11 protein-coding genes are annotated in these 17837 nt (G+C 70.5%); 6 read left to right on the forward strand and 5 right to left on the reverse strand.

Annotation, left to right across the window (positions count from 1 at the left end; translation table 11 throughout):
* Positions 1-279 precede the first annotated feature (279 nt).
* Positions 280-1029 carry a phytanoyl-CoA dioxygenase family protein gene (locus tag WMF26_RS13450; protein ID WP_438000658.1) on the forward strand — a complete coding sequence of 250 codons (750 nt, stop codon included), beginning with the start codon at positions 280-282 and terminating at the stop codon, positions 1027-1029.
* Positions 1030-1415: 386 nt separating this feature from the next.
* Here the strand turns inward: WMF26_RS13450 and WMF26_RS13455 are convergent, their stop codons facing one another.
* Positions 1416-1871, reverse strand: coding sequence for a hypothetical protein (locus WMF26_RS13455; RefSeq protein ID WP_438000659.1), 456 nt, complete (start codon positions 1869-1871; stop codon positions 1416-1418).
* A 1038-nt stretch (positions 1872-2909) separates the two neighbouring features.
* Between WMF26_RS13455 and WMF26_RS13460 the strand changes: the two genes are divergently transcribed.
* A complete protein-coding gene (locus WMF26_RS13460) occupies positions 2910-3695 on the forward strand; it encodes a hypothetical protein (protein ID WP_438000660.1) in 786 nt (261 codons plus the stop codon).
* On the forward strand, positions 3695-4612 hold the full coding sequence (locus WMF26_RS13465) for a hypothetical protein (protein ID WP_438000661.1): 918 nt from the start codon (positions 3695-3697) through the stop codon (positions 4610-4612). The genes WMF26_RS13460 and WMF26_RS13465 overlap by 1 nt, the downstream gene beginning before the upstream one ends.
* Positions 4613-4774: 162 nt before the next feature.
* On the opposite strand, the gene WMF26_RS13470 is transcribed toward WMF26_RS13465, so the two are convergent.
* The gene (locus WMF26_RS13470; RefSeq protein ID WP_438000662.1) at positions 4775-8113 is read right to left on the reverse strand and encodes a beta-propeller domain-containing protein; all 3339 of its coding nucleotides are present in this window, start codon (positions 8111-8113) and stop codon (positions 4775-4777) included.
* A 682-nt stretch (positions 8114-8795) separates the two neighbouring features.
* Here WMF26_RS13470 and WMF26_RS13475 point away from each other — a divergent pair.
* From WMF26_RS13475 to WMF26_RS13485, 3 genes are all read left to right on the forward strand, one after another.
* Positions 8796-10349, forward strand: coding sequence for a sensor histidine kinase (locus WMF26_RS13475; RefSeq protein ID WP_438000663.1), 1554 nt, complete (start codon positions 8796-8798; stop codon positions 10347-10349).
* Positions 10346-11272: a response regulator gene (locus tag WMF26_RS13480; protein WP_438000664.1), complete on the forward strand. Its 927-nt coding sequence runs from the start codon at positions 10346-10348 to the stop codon at positions 11270-11272. Before WMF26_RS13475 ends, WMF26_RS13480 begins: the two co-directional genes overlap by 4 nt.
* A gap of 280 nt (positions 11273-11552) precedes the next feature.
* Positions 11553-13154, forward strand: a complete 1602-nt coding sequence (locus WMF26_RS13485) for a glycoside hydrolase family 43 protein (protein WP_438000665.1) — start codon at positions 11553-11555, stop codon at positions 13152-13154.
* A gap of 157 nt (positions 13155-13311) precedes the next feature.
* Here WMF26_RS13485 and WMF26_RS13490 read toward each other — a convergent pair whose 3' ends face one another.
* From WMF26_RS13490 to WMF26_RS13500, 3 genes are all read right to left on the reverse strand, one after another.
* Complete coding sequence (locus tag WMF26_RS13490) at positions 13312-14553, reverse strand: hybrid sensor histidine kinase/response regulator (protein WP_061623227.1); 1242 nt, start codon at positions 14551-14553, stop codon at positions 13312-13314.
* 118 nt (positions 14554-14671) lie between these two features.
* The gene (locus tag WMF26_RS13495; RefSeq protein WP_438000666.1) at positions 14672-16297 is read right to left on the reverse strand and encodes a protein kinase domain-containing protein; all 1626 of its coding nucleotides are present in this window, start codon (positions 16295-16297) and stop codon (positions 14672-14674) included.
* 293 nt (positions 16298-16590) lie between these two features.
* Positions 16591-17418, reverse strand: a complete 828-nt coding sequence (locus WMF26_RS13500) for a metal-dependent hydrolase (protein WP_438000667.1) — start codon at positions 17416-17418, stop codon at positions 16591-16593.
* Between the last annotated feature and the right edge of the window lie 419 nt (positions 17419-17837).

Below are 17837 nucleotides of genomic sequence, written 5' to 3' on the forward strand. Positions count from 1 at the left end.
ACCTCGCCACGAGCAATGATGCTCAGCCGATAGAGGCCGGCGAGATCGGGCGCGAGCGCTCGCGGATAGGACAAGCAAACGCGTTCCGCAAAGTCAAGATTCTCGGAGCCGTTCCTGACTCGGCAGTCCGACTGTACGAGCTCATTGACAGAACGGGCCTTTGCGATGGGGGCAGGTCTTCCACGCCTGAAACGCTTGGGATTACCGCGACGTAGCACCAAGCGGAAGACATCCTACCGTATAGCTGTACCCTACTGGTACTAAATAAGTTTTCGTTCGATGAAACTAAGTTCGAAAGATCAAAATCTATTCGCGGAAAAGGGGGTTCTTTGTTTTAAGGGTCTCGTTCCGCGAAACAAGACAAGTCCCGCCAAAGAAGCCATTCTCAATGAGCTCACGCGGCTGCGCCTGCGGGAAAACGGAAAATGGCATACCAAACAATTCGATCATGTCGCTCCGTTTAACGTCACCGGCCAAATTTTACAAAGGCTTCGCCATCAAGCCGCATTTGATGAAGTTATTCCCGACGATCTTGTGCATTTCGTCCATGAGCTGGCGGGGTTTAAGCTCGGCCCTCAACCTCATCCGCAAATCCTCGTAACGCCACCGCAGAAATTTGAATGGGATGTTCCGTATTTGGGTTGGCATCTCGATGTGAACTCACCGTCTCGCGATGTGCTTCCCGGCATCCAGATTTTTGTGCTGCTGGATGATGTTCCTCCCCGAGGAGGGGCTACGTTGGCGATCGCTGGTTCCCATCGACTGCACAGTGCGAAGGGCTCCTCTCCGGTGAGTGCGCATCAAGCGCTGCGAGAAGATCCTGTTTGCTCCGCGCTCTTTTTATCCACGGAGTCCAACCGTGCTCGTTTCCTTACGCCTCAATCCGTAAACGGCGTTCCTGTGCAGATCATTGAGATGTGCGGCAAGGCAGGCGACGTTTATGTGATGGATATGCGCGTTTTGCACGCTCCGTCTATCAATGCATCCAAGGGCGCACGCATGATGCTCACCCAGCGTTACCTAAAATAATCACGCAAAAAGCCTGGGATTGCCGCAACGTAGCACCAAGCGGAAGGCATCCTACCGTATAGCTGTACCCTGCTGAGCTCGTCCAAACGGCCGCCGTCGCGGTTCGCGGCGCGTCGTGATGGCGGGCGCACGCACCTCCGGGCAGACTTCCCCCGGCCACGTCGTCGAGCAGCGCCCCTCCCTGTCGGTTTCGTCACGCGGGGTCCGCCGGGTACCGCGCGCGGCACTCCAGCGGCTCCACCGCTCGGCGGTTGGGCCCGGGCTGGGTCCATGGCTTTCGAGGGGGTGCGATCCGTCGTCACGCCCCCCGAAATCCCGCCGAAAGCAACGGATCGCGACGGTTCGCCACCGAGGCGGAATCCTGGCGGGATTTCTGACCCGCGGAGCTAGCCGGATCGCCGGAACAGGTTGAGCAGCCGCCGGAGCAGCCCGGGCTTCTTGGCCGGCGCTTCCGGCGTTGCCGCCTGGGCGCGGCGTGCCGACCTGGGCGCGGCGTCGCGGGGCTTCGCCTCGGCGCCATCGCGGGGCTTGGCCGCGCCGTTGTCGCGGGGCTTCGCTGCGCCGTTGTCGCGAGGCTTCGCTGCGCCGTTGTCGCGAGGCTTCGCCGCGGCGGTGTCGCGACCCTTCGCCGTGGCGGTGTCGCGGGCCTTCGCGGCGGACGCCCTGGGCTCCTCGCGGGCGGCCTCCGTGGCCTGGTCCGTCGCGCGCTCCGCTGCCGGGCTCGGCGCGGGTTTCGCCGCTTTCTTGCCGGCCCGCGCCTGCACCTTGGCCTTCATCGCCTCCTTGGCGGTGATCGCCGGCTTCTTCTTCTTCGGGAACGCGGGGCTGGGAGGAGGAGGCACCCACGCGGCCTCCCGGCGCGGTTCGGAGGGCGCCGCCGTTTCCGGTGCCGGCGGCGGGGCCGGGGCCGCCTTGTGGGCCTCGGCGCGCTGGGGCTGCCGGGCCGCCTTGCGGGGAGCCTCGGGCCCCTGGCCGGCCGCCGCGCGCTTCGCCGCGGCGGGCTCCGCCTTGCCAGCGCCGCTCGGCGCAGGATCCGCTGCGGCGGCCGCGCGGCGCTCCCGCTTGGCCGCACCCGGCGCGGCGCCGGGCGCGGGCGCGCGCGTGTGGGCAGCGCCGCCGACGCGGTCGGCGCCTGACGGTCCGCGCTGGGGCGCCCCCTCCCGCGGCGCCTTGGTCCTGTCCGGCGCCCCGCGCTCGGCCGCGCCGCCGTCGCGCGCGCCGCGCTCTGTCGACCCGCGCTCGCGGGCCCCACGCTCGTCCGGTCCGCGTTCCCCCGCGCGTGCCGAGCGCCGCGGCGGCGGCTCCTGCGCGGGCGCCGGTGTGCGCGGCCGGCGCATGTCGATGACCCGCGGCGGGCGCGTGCGAGCGGGCGCGGCAGCGGCGGGCGCCGCGCCCGCGGACTCTGCAGCGGCGGGCGCCGCGCCGGCGGACTCTGCGGCGGCGGGCGACGTGCCGGCGGACTCTGCGGCAGCGGCCGCCGTCGTGGATGCCGCCGCGCCATCGGGAGAGGCCTCCCCGCCGCCCTCCGCCGCCCTTCCGGCGGCCTCGCGGGCCTCCTGGTCCGGCGCGCGCTCCGCGACGGGCTCCGCGCGTTCCGGCCGCCCATCCCCGTTTTCCGCTGTGTTTTGCTCGACCATGGGGCTCCTCCATAGCGTTGTCCGGCGCTCCGCGAAACCGGATCCCTCCGCCTCCCTCGCGCCGCAGGGCGCCCTCGCCCCGCCCCGCGCCCCCGGCAATCGTCGCGTTGATGCTCGCGCCCTCCGCGCGCGCTTGAATCCGCGCTCGTGCATCGTCGAACATGCGTGTTCCTCTCCGAACCCACGGCCCGGCGTGAGCCACCGTCGACGTCCGCCCGGCCGAGGCGTCGAGCTCGCGTGCCCATGGTCCCCCGTCCCCTTGCCTCGCTCGCGCTCGCGTCGGTCCTGCTCGCGCCGCGCGCCCTGCGCGCGCAGCTCCCTTGCTTTCCAGGAACGTGCCCGCCGCCCGCGCCGGCTGCGCCCGCGCGGCCCCCGCCGCTCACGCCGGAGGTCGAGCTCGCGACGCGCGCTCGGCTCGAAGCCGAAGCGCGCCCGCGGCTCGAGCCGCAGGCGCGCGCGACCGCGGCGCAGCAGGTCCACGACGAGCGCCGTCGCGCCTGGATCGAGCGCGGGGTGGAGCGAGAGCCCAACCCCGTACGGATCCGGCTGCCCCTGCTCGAGGTGTCCGCCGCCGGGCGGATGCTCGCCACGTTCGGCAAGGACGCGTATGCGCAGGAGGGGGTCGGCCTGGGCGCGCGCCTGCGCCCGGGCGAGCCGCTCGCGGTCGAGATCGCGGCCGCGTACGCCTCGCTCGACGCCGTCGGGGTCGCCCGCGTCGGCGCCGTGACGCTCGAGCCCTCGGCGGTCTTCCTCTGGGGCCGGCGAGACCGTATCGACCTCTACCTGCGCTCCGGGCTCGAGGTGACGCTCCCGTTCGACGACGGCGCGCGGCCGCCGGAGGTGATGCTCGGCGGGCACGTCGGCCTCGGGTTCCAGTTCCGCGCCGCGCGCATCGGGCGCGGCGGGTTCGTGGGGTGGTTCCTGGAAGGGCGCGGGCTCGTCCGCGGCGGCCTCGGCGGCGCGATCTCCGCCATGAGAGGGCCGCACGTCGGCGTGGAGCTCCTGCTCGGCCCGAGCGTGGGGTTCTGATGCGCCCGCGCAGCCCTCTCCTCCGCCTCCGCCCCGCGATGGTCCGCTTCGCCGCGCTCGCGCTCGCGCTCTGCGCCCTCGCCTGGGCGCAGGCGGCCGCGGCCCAGTCGAACCCCTGCGTCCCGCCCTGGTGCATCGGCGGCACCGTGCGGATCGAGCCGCCCCCCGTGCGGGTGCAGCCGCCTGCCGTGGATCTGGAGGCCCAGGCCCGCGCCGAGGCCGAGGCCCGCGCCCGCCTCGAGGCGCAGGCGCGCCTCGAATGGGAGGCGTATTACCGATGGGAGGCGCGCCTTCGCCTCGAAGCCGAGGCCCGGGTGCGCGCGCAGCTCGAGGCGAGCTTCCTCGCCGAGGAGCGCGCGAAGCCCGACCCCTATCTGCAGACCCCCTCACCCGTGACCCGGTGGGTCGCGCCGAGGCCGGTCACGTTCCCCCGCGTCGAGCTCGGCGTCCTCGGTGTGTGCGTCGGCGTGTGGACCGGCCGGGGGAGACCGGCGCACCTCGGCGTTTGTCCGGACGTGCGCGTGCGGCTCGGCCGGCGGTGGGGGCTCGCGCTCGATCCCTCGATCCTGCGGATGGCCCACGGCGCCCTCGACTTCGCGACCCTGGGCGTTCATCCCGCGGCGACCTACTCGTTCGTCTCGGGCAAGGGCAGCCTCACGGGCTCTCACGGCTTCGCGCGCGCGGGGCTCGACGTCTGGGCGCCGGTCACGAAGCTCGCGAGGACGCCCGATGCCCTGCTCGGGGCCCACCTCGGTGCGGGCGCGCACCTCTTCGACGGCTGGTACGGGATGGGCGCCGAGGCGCGCCTGATCGCGCGCCTCGGCGCGGGCGACGGCGGCGATCCGCTCGCCGCCGAGATCGCCGATCTCCGCCTCGGCGCCGAGGTGCGCGCGCACCTCCTGATGATCGGGTTCTGAGCGCGCGCCGCCCGCGAGGGCGGTCGCATCGCCGCGCGGGCCGCGGGGGCCGCTCGAAGGCGCCGCGCGAAGGAGGGATGCGGGGGAAGGCGAGGCGGCCGGGACGCCGCCGCGGCGAGCCGGCCCGGCGGGATCGCCCGGGCCGGCTCGAGCCGCGCTCGGCTACTCGCCGAGGTAGGGGACGAGGTTGACGGTGTCGCGGTCGAGCTGGTGAATCCCGAAGCGGCCGGCGGCGAAGAGGACCTCCTCTCCGCTCGCCACGAACTTCTCGGGCCAGCCCCAGGTCTGGAAGAACGCCTGCGCCTTCGGCGCCTCGGGCTGCTCGAGGGAGATGACCAGCACGCCGCCGGGCACCTCGAACAGCGCGCGCATGTCGGTGGTGTGGCGCAGCGACGCCCACGACGCGAGCCGGACCGTGGAGAGATGGTCGAACTCGGGGACCGTCGGGTTCTCGTTCTCGTTCTCGTTCTCGTTCTCGTTCTCGTTCTCGTTCTCGGGCGGCGGCGGCTCCTCCTCGGCGGCGAGGGGCGACAGCGTGGTCAGCTTCTGGTTGGGATCCCAGCCGTAGTAAATCCCGTAGACCGGCTGCCAGATCAGGCTGTGGCTCAGCACCGGCAGCCCGCGGCCGTCGATGGAGATCGCGTTGACCCGGCGGTTCGGGAACTGCTGGTACTCCTGGAGGTACGCGAGCCCCTCGTGCAGCTTGAGCCGCGCGAGCGCCGTCTCGATGTACTGCTGGCCCCACACCTTGTCCCGCGCGTAGATCGACGTGCCCTGGATCGAGATGATCTCGCCGGGCACGTTGATCCCCGGATCGAGCGCGGGCTGCGCCGGGTTGGACAGGTCGAGGTGCGTGAGGAAGTACTGCGTGTGCGGGCGCGGATCGTCCGGCGCGCCGATCGAGCGCTTGATGTTGAAGTAGAGCTCCCCGTCGTCGTTGAGGACGTTCACGGTCTCGCTGTCGTCCGGCAGCGTGACGGCGGGCCTCACGGCCGGGCTGTCCGGATCGGACAGGTCGACAACGCTGATCTCGATCTGAGCCCAGCTGCGGCGCGGCACGTATTCGTAGCAGTAGGTCGAGGTGACCCCCGGAATGTCGTTCCTGTCGACCTCGACGGGCGTGCAGGTCGTGTCGGCGCCGACGTGGTCCGTGCACTCGGCGAACCCGCCGTTGCAGTACTCGTCGTTGCCGATCTTGCGGCACTGCCGATCGCCGGCCATGTACGTGCAGCCCTCCTGCCCGAAGCACTGCGGGTTCTGGATGGCGTTCGTCCGGCACGTCCAGCCGACCCCGAGATCCTCGATGTGGCCGATGACGCGCAGGAAGGCGAGGGCGTCGCGCCCGGCGTGCACGGTCGGGAACGAGCTCCCCCCGCCGTAGTAGCCGCCGATCGAGGGGAGATCGCCCGTGTCGAGCGTGCCCGCCAGACGCGGCGCGGTCGGATCGGACAGGTCGATCACCTGGAGATGGACGACCTTGCCCACCCAGTTCTCGAACGTGGTGGTCAGCGACACGAGCAGATCGCCCACCTGGTGGAGCTGCGCGTCGAGCGGCAGATCGAAGGTGGCCACCGGCTGCTCGAGCTGCGTCACCCCGTCGGTCGGGACGACCTCCGCCTTCAGCTTCCGGTTCTCGTACGGCATCCAGTAGGTGTCGTACGGCAGCTTCACGCGCACGCGGTGGCTGCCGAAGGCGAAGACCTTCTGGTAATCCGGCGCGAGCTCGAGCTGCCCGAGCTTGGTCGGGGCGTCGAGATCGCCCTGCGCGTAGAGGGAGAGGTGCTCGTCGGACACGTTCGCCGTGGCGATGTCCTCGGCGCGGAACGTGCGGCGCACGGGGGTCCCGTGCTCCATCAGGCCGCGGCGGGTCAGCGTCGTGTCCGAGAAGGTGAAGATCTGCACCCCCGAGAACGGGCGCCGGTAGTTGTCCACGACCCTGCTCGCGGAGAACGGGAGCAGCACGAGGCCCGTCTCCGGCTCTCCGGTCGGCGCCACGGCCTCGACGGCGTCGTCGAGCACGGTGAACGCGCGGTGATCCCAGTTGGCCTCCGACCAGCTCCAGCCGTCGGCGGCGCTGTCGACCTCGGCCCGCGCCACGAGGGGGTCCGTGCTGGTCAGGTCGGTGATGTCGTAGAGGCTGGCGGCGAGGCGGCGGCCGTTCGCGTCGTTCACGCCGATGCCGATCAGGCGCGTCGCGCCGAGGACGGGGCGGAAGAAGTCGTTCCACCCGGACACGACGAACTCGCTCTCCTCGGTGACGTTCCCGGCCGGATCGATGGAGAAGGCGTGGAACGGATCCTGCCGCCGGTAGGTGACCGCGAACGCCCTGTCGTCCATGAAGATGGCGCCGTAGAGCGACTGCTCGGCGCCGAAGTCCTCGCTGTCGATCGGCGTGATGTCGTCGCGGTCGGCGGCGTTCCACGTCTCGAGGTAGCTGGGCGCCCCGCTCGCCCATCGCGGGCCGGAGAAGACGCGCAGCATGTCGTCGCGGAAGTCCATGTGGAACTGCGAGCGCACGAAGCTCTTCGCGGTGACGCTGCCGCGCTCCACCATGGATCCATCGGTGTTCGAGATGTCGATGACCGAGATCGTGCTGGGCTCCTCCGACCAGCTGAAGCGGTTGCGCGCGACGAGGAGCACGTCTGCCTCGGCGTGGATGGCGGTCACGGCGTCGTCGAGCTCGAGCCCGGGGCGCTCGGTCAGCGCGGCGGTGCCGACATCGAAGCTCCTGACCAGGGTCTTGTTGACCCAGTGGAACTGGCCTGGGGCGAACTCCTCGAGCTCCGAGCCGTTCGAGGCGATGTAGAGCGAGGTCTTGCTCGTGCCGCGCGCGAGGCGGCTCGTCATGATGCGGCCCGCGACCGGGTACTGAGAAAGGATCTTGGGCGCGGTGCGGTCGGCGATGTCGATGAACAGGACCGTCCCGCCGGTCCGCCGCTCCACGGTCAAGCCGTCGGCCTTGAGCTGGTAGCCGGCCCAGTCGTTGAGGAGCACGGCCGCGCGATCGCCGACGACGTACATCTCGACCGGGGTGCCGGCGACCTGGAGCTGGCCGAGGAACTTCGGGTTCGACGGGTCCTGGATGTCGATGACCTGGATGCCGCGGTAGGGGTTGAGGTTGAGGAGCTGCCCGCCGCCGAGGACGCGGTAGATGTCGCCTTCCTCGATCTCTCGGCTCTCTTCCTCCTCCTCTTCTTCCTCTTCCTCCTCCTCCTCTTCTTCCTCTTCCTCGCCGAGGTAGCCTTCGGTGAAGGGATCGTCGGCCGAGACGAACTCGGTGGGTCCCTCCGGGGTAGCGGGCTCTTCCTCTTCGGGCTCTTCCTCTTCGGGCTCCTCCTCCTCGGGAGGATCGGGCTCTTCCTCCTCGGGCGGCGGGTTCTCGTTCTCTTCTTCTTCCGGCGGAATCTGCTCCTGCGGATCGGGCTTGTTCTCGTCGCCCCCGCATCCCTGTCCGTACACCAAGAGGAGCGCGGCCATCACCCTGGCCTGCGCTGACAGCACGCCTCTGAATCGAGCTCTCTTCGCCACTGCCTACTCCTCCCTAGTACCTCGCGCGAGGTACGGAGCCTGCGCACATCGATGTGTCCTCCACGGCCGAGCCGCGGTCTGGACGTTCAGGTCCGAGGTCGATGGAACCTCGGTTTCCCGGCGGGCGATCGAGGCGCGTCCGGCACGGCGCGGCCTGCGATCCCCCTGGCGTCCGCGGCCGCGCGCTACCATGAGCCGTGAAGTTGCATTGCGCGGATTATCCACGTTCTGGATGACATCCTCAACGCGGAATGCGGTGACGGGACGGGGGCGAAAGCGGATCTCTCCATGACGCAGGACGGCATCGTTGCAGAGCGGGGCGCGTATGGATGGAATCTGTTTGGAGTGGAGCGCCGGAGTCCTCACACGGGGAGCCGCGTGCCCACACCGAGGTCCGGACGGCGGAGGCTTGCGTCCGCCGCGCAGCGTCGGTGGTACTCGCCCGTGGCCCGGGGGGCGTCCCCAGAGCGGTGCGCTCCGTCCCACCGGTGACGAGCCGCGCCCCCAGCCGACCGGCCTCCTCTGCTCGCGGTGACGAGGACCGTGCCCCTGCCGTGACCGCCTGCTGGCGCCGAGCGCAGCGGAAACGTCCGAGTTTATCGGCGTAGAGGAGCGCGCGCTTGACGTCGGCGCGGCGCGGTCATCTGCTCTGGCCGTGGCGTTCCTCGATCAGTTGAAGGACTACCTGGAGGGGATCGGGCAGGCGAGACCTGCCTTCGTGCCCGACGTCGCGGCGCACCGGCGGCATCTGCTGTCCGCCCTGGAGGAGCTCGAGCGGCGCGGCAAGCCTGAGATCGATGTACGGTGGCACCAGAGTTACTGGGCGTGGCGTCTCGAGCCCTTCGCTTCGGAGCTGGGCAGATTGCTTCTTGAAGGATTCGCCAAGGGCTTACCGGTCGACGAGATCTCGGCGCTGATCAACGTGTCTTTGAGTCGCGCGCTTGGGCTGGATGTGACAGCCGGCTCCGCTGTCAAGGACCGAGAGCTCGATCGCCTGCGGAAGCTGGCCGCCCAAGCTGTCACGGGAACGAAGGAGCCTGAATTCGACTTCGCCCGGTACGCTCATGAGATCCGTGCCGTCGCTCGCGCCGGTGAGCACTGGACATTGACGCCTATCGGCAAGCTTCTCGTGGATCTTCCCGCCCGCGATGCCGTCCGGTGGCTGCTCACAGTCGAGGCTGTGCAGTCGCGAGGATCCAAGGACGAGTGGCGGCTGTCGCGTAGCTCTGCCGCCGAACTTCTGAGAAGCTCCGATGGGACGATCTACGAGGATCAACACTTAGGAGCGCCTGTGGCGAGCGCGACGCTCCGTCGGCTTTCGAGCCTGGAGATCCTCGCCTACGATAGGTACATCGGAGGAGGGCTCACAGAGTTTGAGATTCGTCCCGAGGGCCGTCCGCTTCTCGAGGAGGTCGCCTCCGGTGCGGACACGCCATTATCCGTCCTCGCAGAGGCCTTGCTGCAGGATGAGACGTCCGCCGTGCTTGGGAAGGTCCGCCCCGTCGTGACGCGCATCCAGAGCGACGGCGCGGCGGCCGCAACCACGCGGCACGCGCGCATGGTCGTCCATGAGGTTCGAAACGCGCTCGTGCCGGTGCGCGGGGCGCTCGACGACCTCTATCGCGACGTCGAGCGGAGCGGCGCAGGAGCTGCGCTCGCGTCCCATCAGGACGCGATCGACGGCGGGATCGACCGGATCTTCCGGTTCCTGAGGGACATGCTGAACGTCGCCGCCCTGGGCGCCGAGCCGGCAGAGCCGTTCGACGTCGCGCCGGCCATCGAGGAGGCCCTCGCCGCGGTAGCGGAAGAGTTCGGCGCGCGCATGTCGTTTCCGAAGAGCGGTCCGCTGCCGCCCGTCGTAGGCCATCGCCGTCGCTTCACCCTGGCCATCGTCAACATGCTCCGGAACGCGGCGCAGGCGCCCTCCGGTGCGTCGGCCGAGGTGCGGGTCACGGCGGAGGCAGCCGCCGGGGGGAACGAGCTCTTGATTCTGGTGGACGACAGCGGCCCCGGCGTGCCAAGCGAGCACCGGGAGGCCATCTTCAGGCGAGGGTTCTCGATGCGACCGGGCGGTACCGGGGAAGGGCTGGCACTCGTGCGCGAGGTGGTGGAGCAGGAGATGCATGGGCAGGCGCGCTGCGAGGAGAGCCCCCTCGGGGGCGCCCGCTTCAGGCTCCGGATCCCGGTACGACAGAGGGTGGACCAATGAGATCGACGGGAAAAGTTCTCATCATCGACGACGATCCGAGATTCGTGAGGCTCTATGAGAGTCGCCTCGGAGAGGAAGGATACCTCGTCGAAACGGCGCCCGACGCGGGCGCCGCGCTGGTCAAGCTCGATCAACCGGGGTGGGATGTTGTGCTGCTCGACCAGAAGCTCCAGGGGCGCGAGGGGCCGGACTCAGGGCTGGACCTCCTCGCCGAGGTCCGTCTCCGTGCGCCTTCCGCGAAGACGCTCCTCGTGACCGCTTACGCGACGCCTGGCGCGATCATGCGGGCCTTTCAAGAGGGGGTCTACGATTACCTACAGAAGGACGAATTCTTCCAGGTTCTTCTGCTCCCGAAGCTCCGGAACGCGATCGAGGCAGTTCGTGCGCGACAGCTCGGCGAACTCACCCGGGAGGAGACGGAGGTGACCCTTCGAGAAGCCTGGGCAGCCGTCGAGTCCGAGGCCGATCCGAACCGGAAAGGGAAGCTCCTCGAAGATCTGATGTTGCTCCTGGTGAAGACCATCCCGGGCTTCCGTCAGGCCCAGGCCCGGCGTCGCAACGATGTCGAGGAGATCGACCTTCTGATCCGCAACGAATCCACGGACCCGTTCTGGGTTAACGAGCGGACGTCCTACATCCTGATCGAGTGCAAGAACTGGACGAAGCCTGCCGGTGTCAACGAGCTACGCAGCTTCATGTGGAAGCTTGAGCGACGCTATGGCCGGTGTCGGCTCGGCCTCTTCGTCGCCGTGGGCGGGTTCACGAGCGCGTTTCGTGACGACCTCCGCGGCGAGCGCAAGGACGATTACCTCGTCCTCCTCCTCGATCGTGACGACCTCCGCGCGCTCGTCCTCGCCTCGGATCGCAACGCCTGCCTCAAGACGTTCCACGAGCGGGCCGTCGTCGAGCTCAATGGCCACTGACGACGGGCTGCACCGAGCCGGGTATCTCGACTGATCGCGGCACGCTCCGGCAGCCCACCCGCCTGCGCATCCAGAACGACGACAGCGGCTCCCGCCTCGCCTCGCCCTGGTCCGAGGCCGCCGCGCCGCACGAGCCTCCCGGCGCCTGGCCGCCCCGCCGTGCCCCGTTGCGCCGCCGGGCCACTCCGCTGCAAGATGCCCGCGCGCACGGCCCCCCGCGCCCGCCGGCGCGGCCGTCGAACCGCACCCGACTTCCCTCCTTCGGACCCTAGCCCCCGCGATGACCAGCGAACCGACCTTCATCGAGAACCCCGTGCTCCGGGGCTTTCACCCCGATCCCTCCATCCTCCGGGTGGGCGAGGACTACTACCTGGCCACCTCCACCTTCGAGTGGTTCCCCGGCGTGCGGCTCCACCACAGCCGCGATCTCCGCCACTGGAACCCCATCGGCTATGCCCTGGACCGCCGCTCGCAGCTCGACCTGCTCGGCAACCCCCGCTCGGGCGGCGTCTGGGCGCCTTGCCTCACCCACGCCGGCGGCGTGTTCTACCTCGTCTACACCGACGTGAAGTCCTGGGGCGGCTTCGTCGACGCGCACAACTATTACGTCACCGCGAGCCGCATCGAGGGGCCGTGGTCCGAGCCCGTCGCGCTGAACCGCGGCGGCTTCGACCCCTCGCTGTTCCACGACGAGGACGGCCGGGCGTGGCTCGTCAACATGGTGTGGGACCACCGCCCCGGCAACAACCAGTTCCCCGGCATCGTGCTGCAGGAGCTCGACCTCGAGCAGCGCCGCCTGGTCGGCGAGCGCCGCTGGATCTTCAGCGGTAGCGGCCGCAGCTGCACCGAGGGGCCGCACCTCTACCGGCGCGGGGACCACTACTACCTCCTCGTCGCCGAGGGCGGCACCAGCTACGAGCACGCCGCCGTCGTGGCGCGCTCCCGCCGCATCGAGGGGCCCTACGAGGTCGACCCGAGCTCCCCGCTCCTGACCTCCGTCCACGACCCGGCCATCGAGCTGCAGAAGGCCGGGCACGGCTGCCTGGTCGAGACCACCACGGGCGAGTGGTACCTCGCCCACCTGGTCGGGCGGCCGCTCCCGGGCGAGCGCCGCTGCATCCTCGGCCGCGAGACGGCGATCCAGCGGGTGCGATGGACCGACGACGGCTGGCTCGCGCTCGACGGGGCGCCGCGACCGCCCGCGCCCGCCGTCCGCGTGCCGGCGCCACGCCTGCCGGACCACCCCTTCAAGGAGCCCCCGGCGCGCGATCACTTCGATCGAGCGGCGCTGGGCGTCGCGTACCAGACGCTGCGCGACGTGCCCGACGAGAGCTGGGTGTCGCTGCGCGAGCGCCCCGGCTACCTGCGCGTCCGCGGCCGCGAGTCGCCGCAGTCGCTGCACCGGCAGAGCGTCGTCGGCCGCCGCATCCAGTCGCTCCGCTGCCGCGTCGAGACCTGCCTCGAGGTCGAGCCCGCCTCGTTCCAGCAGATGGCGGGGCTCATGTGCATGTACGACGACGAGAGCTACTTCTACGCGCTGGTCAGCCACGACGAGCGCGCCGGGCGCTCGATCGCGCTCCTCGGCAGCGAGCACGGGCGGCTCACCTGGCTCGCGCGCCCGGCCGCCTGCGCCGCCCCGCGCGTCCACCTCCGCTTCGAGCTCTCCGGCAAGGACCTCCAGTTCTCGTCCTCGAGCGACGGAGAGCGCTTCGACCCGCTCGGGCCGGTGCTCGACGCGTCGCTCCTGTCCGACGAGCGCACCTCGCGTGGCCTGGGCTTCACCGGCGCCTTCGCGGCGCTGTGCGCCCACGACCTCACCGGCAGCGGCCTCCCCGCCGATTTCGACTATCTCGACTACGCCGAGCTCCCGCAGGAGCCCTGATCCCCTCTAGAGCGGTCTTCGCCCTGCGTTACAGAGCGGCGTTCACCCGCACAGGAGACGTGTCCAGCTCGGCGTTTTCGGCGCGGAAGCGCACTCCGGTGCGCTGAGCACCGAAAACGTCGAGATGGGCCCGTATCCGAAGCGGGTGACCGCCGCTCTAGGCGGCCGCCTCGGCGTCGGGCGCCGGCGCCACGGGCAGGGCCACGAAGAACGTCGCCCCCTTCGAGACCACGCTCTCGACCCAGATGCGCCCCCCGTGCCCCTCGACGATGCGCTGCGCGATGGCGAGCCCGAGGCCCGTCGAGCGCTCTCCGCCGGTGCTGACCGTCCTCGCCCGGCCGAACGGGCGGAACAGCTTGCCGATGTCCTCCGGCGCGATCCCGGGCCCCTCGTCCTGGACCGACAGGAGCACCTCGGTCGCGCCCCCGTCGGCGGCGGGGGCGCCCTCGACCCGGACGCGGATGGTCGTGCCCGGCGGGGAGTAGTGGATCGCGTTGCTGATCAGGTTGTTGAGCACCTGCTCCAGCTTGTGGACGTCCACGTCGACCCGCGGGACGCTCTCGTCGCTCTCGACGACGAGCTTCATGCTCTTCTGCCCGGCCAGCACCATGTTGAGCGCCACGTTCGACTCGACGAGCTGGACGACATCCGTGCTCTTCCGGTCGAGGTTCAGCTTGCCGAGCTCGATCATCGACACGTCGAGCAGGTCGTTGATGAGCGAGAGCATGAACTTGCTCGAGCTCCGGATCATCTGGATGATCTCGACCCCGTCCTCCCGGAGCAGCGACGCTTGCTCCCCGCGGCGGTGGGTCATCAGCATGAAGTCGCTGTAGCCCAGGATGACGCCGAGCGGGTTCCGGAGGTCGTGGGCCGCCATGCCGACGAAGCGGTTCTTCTCCTCGTTCAGCCGGACGAGCTCGGCGTTCTTGGCCGCGAGCTCCTCGTGCATCTGGAGGAGCTGCCGGTTGCTCTCCTCCAGCGTGTCGGCGTACTGCTTGAGCTTGAGCTGGCTCCGCTTGTGCTCGATGGCGTAGCGGATCGTGCGCTCGAGGATCTGCGCGTCGAACCGCCCCTTCACGAGGTAATCCGCCGCGCCCGCGCTCATCGCGGCCATGTCGATCTCCTCGTCGCCGACCCCGGTCAGCATGATGATGGGGATCGCGCAGCCGAAGCGGTTCGCCTCGTGCACGACGTCGAGCCCGGTGCGGGCGTCGAGCCGGTAATCGAGGAGACAGACGTCGTAGCCGCCGGCGAGCAGCGCCTCGATCGCCTCGTCCGAGGTGCTCAGCCAGGTGACGTCGTAGCGGGTCCGGGACACCTCGCGGAGGAGCCTGCGCGTGACGAGGTGATCGACCTCGTCGTCATCGACCACCAGGACCTTGATCTCGCTGTCGTTCATCAGGAGCCTCGACGTCGCCGACCCGTCGGTACACCGGCGATCTCGCGCCGGCGCGCGACGCGCCACGCCGCCCGCGCCGAGAGCGCCGGCGCCGTGGGCATGGTCCCCGTTTTGATAATCATTGCTTGCGCTTCTGCTCGTCCGCGACGCCCACGAGCGCGCGCGCCAGGGTGATGAGCTGCCCCGCGTCGAACGGCTTGACGAGGAACGCCGAGGCGCCGAGGCGCGACAGGCACTGCCAGTCCGCCGCGCCCCCGGTCCCGGTCGCCACGATGATCGGGAAGTCCCCCCGCGGCAGCTTCCGCACCGCCGCGGTGAGGGCGATGCCGTCCAGGCCGGGCATGTCCAGATCGAACACGCCGAGCGACGGGGGGTTCGCCTCGATGGCGGCGAGCGCCGCCGTGCCGTCGGGCGCGGTCTCGATGACGGCGCCGGGCAGCGCCTGCGCGAGGACGCTGGCGAGGAAGGTGCGGAACGACGGGCTGTCGTCGGCCACCATGACGCGCGTCGTGCGGGCGTAGGCCGGCATGGCGCTGCGGGCGTCGAGGAGCGCCTCGCGCAGCGCGTCCGCGCTCGCCATGCGCTGGTCGGGCTCCTTGGCCAGCGCCGCGAGCACCGGCGCGTCGAACGACGCCGGCAGGTCCAGGCAGAGCTCGCTCGGCGGGATCGGCGGCTGATAGGCGTGCTGCATCACCAGATCGACGGTGCTCGTGCTCTGGAACGGCAGGCGGCCGGCGAGCAGGTAGTAGGCGACCACCCCGAGCGCGTAGACGTCGATCCGCGGCAGCAGCGCAGGGTCGAGCTGCCGGCCCAGCGCCACCTCGGGCGCCAGGTACGCCGGGGTGCCCGAGAAGGCGAGCTCGACCCGGTCGCCGCGGGGGATGCGCTTCGCGAGGCCGAGATCGGCGACCACGACGCGGAGGGCCTGGCCGACGAGGATGTTGCTCGGCTTGACGTCACGGTGGGCGATGCCCGAGGCGTGGATCGCCGACACGCCGAGGCAGGCCTGGTCGAGGATGCTCAGCGCCTCGTCGAGCCCGAGCCGGCCGCCCTTGCTGTGGACATAGGTGTCGAGCGTGACCCCGGGCACGTACTGCATCACGAAGTACGGCGCGTTGACGTACTCCCCGAAGGCGTAGATCTCGACGACGTTCGGGTGGTGGACGCGCGCCATCGCCCGCGCCTCCGCGAGCAGCCGGGCCTGCATCTGCGCGTTGTCGAGCTGCTCCGGCCGGAGCAGCTTGATGGCGACGTCGCGCTGGAGCTGCTCGTCGCGCGCCAGGAGGATGACGCCCATCGCCCCCTCGCCGAGCCGACCCAGAATGCGATAGACCCCTCCCAGTAAAGTGCCGTCGGGAGGCACCTGAACGTGGCCTCCGCCCTCGTGCATGCTCGAGCGGGTGGCGGCCAGCGCGAGGTCCTCGTCGCTCAGCGTCGAGCTGTCGCTGTGGGGCTCGATCGGCGGCTCGACCCGCGCGGGGGACCGGTCGCGCACGACGGTGTCCACGCCCGGCAGCGTATCCGCGACGTCGGGCACGAGGGGCGCCGGGGGATCGCCGCCGTTCTCGCTTCCGGAACTGAAGCCAGGCGGGCCGCCCGCCGCATCTGCCATGGAGCGCATGATACGTGCCCTGCTCATGCCTATCAACGAAGAGCGACACGTGCTGCAGCTGCGAAGCGGCGTGCACGCGACGGCCTGTGGACGTGTCGCGGGAGCGTCACGTCCGCCGCCATGGCTGTGCATGCGTCCGCGCGGCGTCAAGCACGATGTCGAGAGTGTGTCGGAATGCCACGCTGCTCAGCGCGGCTGGCCCCTCGCGCGGAGCGGCGCGCGCCAGCATGGCTGGGCCCCTCGCAGGAGGAGCGGCGCCGGGCGGGGCGGCCTCGGCAGCGGCGCTCGCTGATGCGGACTGAGCGGAGCCGCTGGAAAGGATCCTGCGGAAAGGGGCGCGGGGGCGGAAGGCGATGGGCTCGCGGAGCCCGGAGCGATCGGCATAGGCGCGCTGCTCGCGGCCGCTCATGACGTCCATCCGGCGCTCAGGCCGCCCCGATCCCGGCGAGGTAGGCCCGCGCGAGGTGGATGTTGTCGTTCTGCGAAGGGTGGAAGTCGCGGCGCACGTACTCGCGGATGCCGCGGAGGAACACGCCCCTCAGCACGGACCTGTACCTGGGGGGCGGGAGGCGCGCTGTCGTCGGCGCCGCGCGCGCGTCGCGCTCGCCGCGGCGGGGGAGCTCCTGGGCGAGCAGCACGAGCAGGGCGGAGAGCCAGAACATCGCCAGCGTGATCGTGGCGAGCGCGAAGCCGGCGAGGCGCAGGGCGTAGCTCGGGTTGACGAGCTTCAGCACGTCGAAGGCGACGGTCTTGTGCTCGATCTCCTCGGCGGCGTGCCAGAGCAGGAGCTCCCTCGCGGTCGGGTGCGCGAGGTCGAGCGTGCCGGCCTGGAGCGCGTCCTCCGCCATGATCGCGGTGTAGTGCTCGAGGGCCGCGGTGACCGAGAGCCGCAGCTCGGGCGAGCAGACGCGCTCGATGCCGTCGTAGGCGACCCGCTCGTAGGCGCGGAGGAAGCGGTCGATCTCGTAGCCCTGCCCGCGGAGCAGGTCGAAGAACCGCTCGTGCGCCTTGGCGTGGTGGCCCTCCTGCCCGAAGAACGCCTTCACCTGCGCGCGCAGCGCCGGGTCCTCGACGCGGTCGGCGTAGCGCGCGACGCTGCGGATGAAGAAGCGCTCGCCCGCGGGGAACAGCAGGTTGACGGCGTTGGCGACGTGGGTCGGCACCACGTGCCCGCCGAGCCAGTGGCGGGTGAGGCCCTGCTCGAACGACACGGGCGGCTTGCGCGGCCTGAGGGGTGACTGAGCGATGATCATCGAGCTTTCCGTCCTCCCGATCCTCCCGAGGTGTCCTCCTCCGGCGCCGGTCGCGGGGCCGGGGGAGCCCGTTCCGGGCGCGCGGCAGCGCGGCGCGGGGCACGGGCGCCGATCCGTGTTCATACCAGCTATTGAACTGGAGTCAATAGTGCCGCGGGCGAGGCGCGGCGCCGCGCCGGGGGGCCGGGCGGGATCGGGGGTTGTAGCGACGGCCGCTGCGGCAGCTCGCGATGGCGAGCTCCACCGCGGGGCGCTCTCCAGCGCAGCGGGCGGCTGGCTCACGCTGCTCGGGGCACGCCGAAGGAGCGATGGCCTTGACCCGCGTCGCCGGCCTCGATGGCTTCAGCCGTCCAGCAGCGATCCCTCTCGTCACTCCATGGCGAGCTTCGCCTTTTCCCCGCCGAGCATAGCGACGGGCG

Origin of the sequence: Sorangium sp. So ce185 (assembly GCF_051526825.1) — a bacterium.
Lineage (GTDB): Bacteria > Myxococcota_A > Polyangia > Polyangiales > Polyangiaceae > Sorangium > Sorangium cellulosum_D.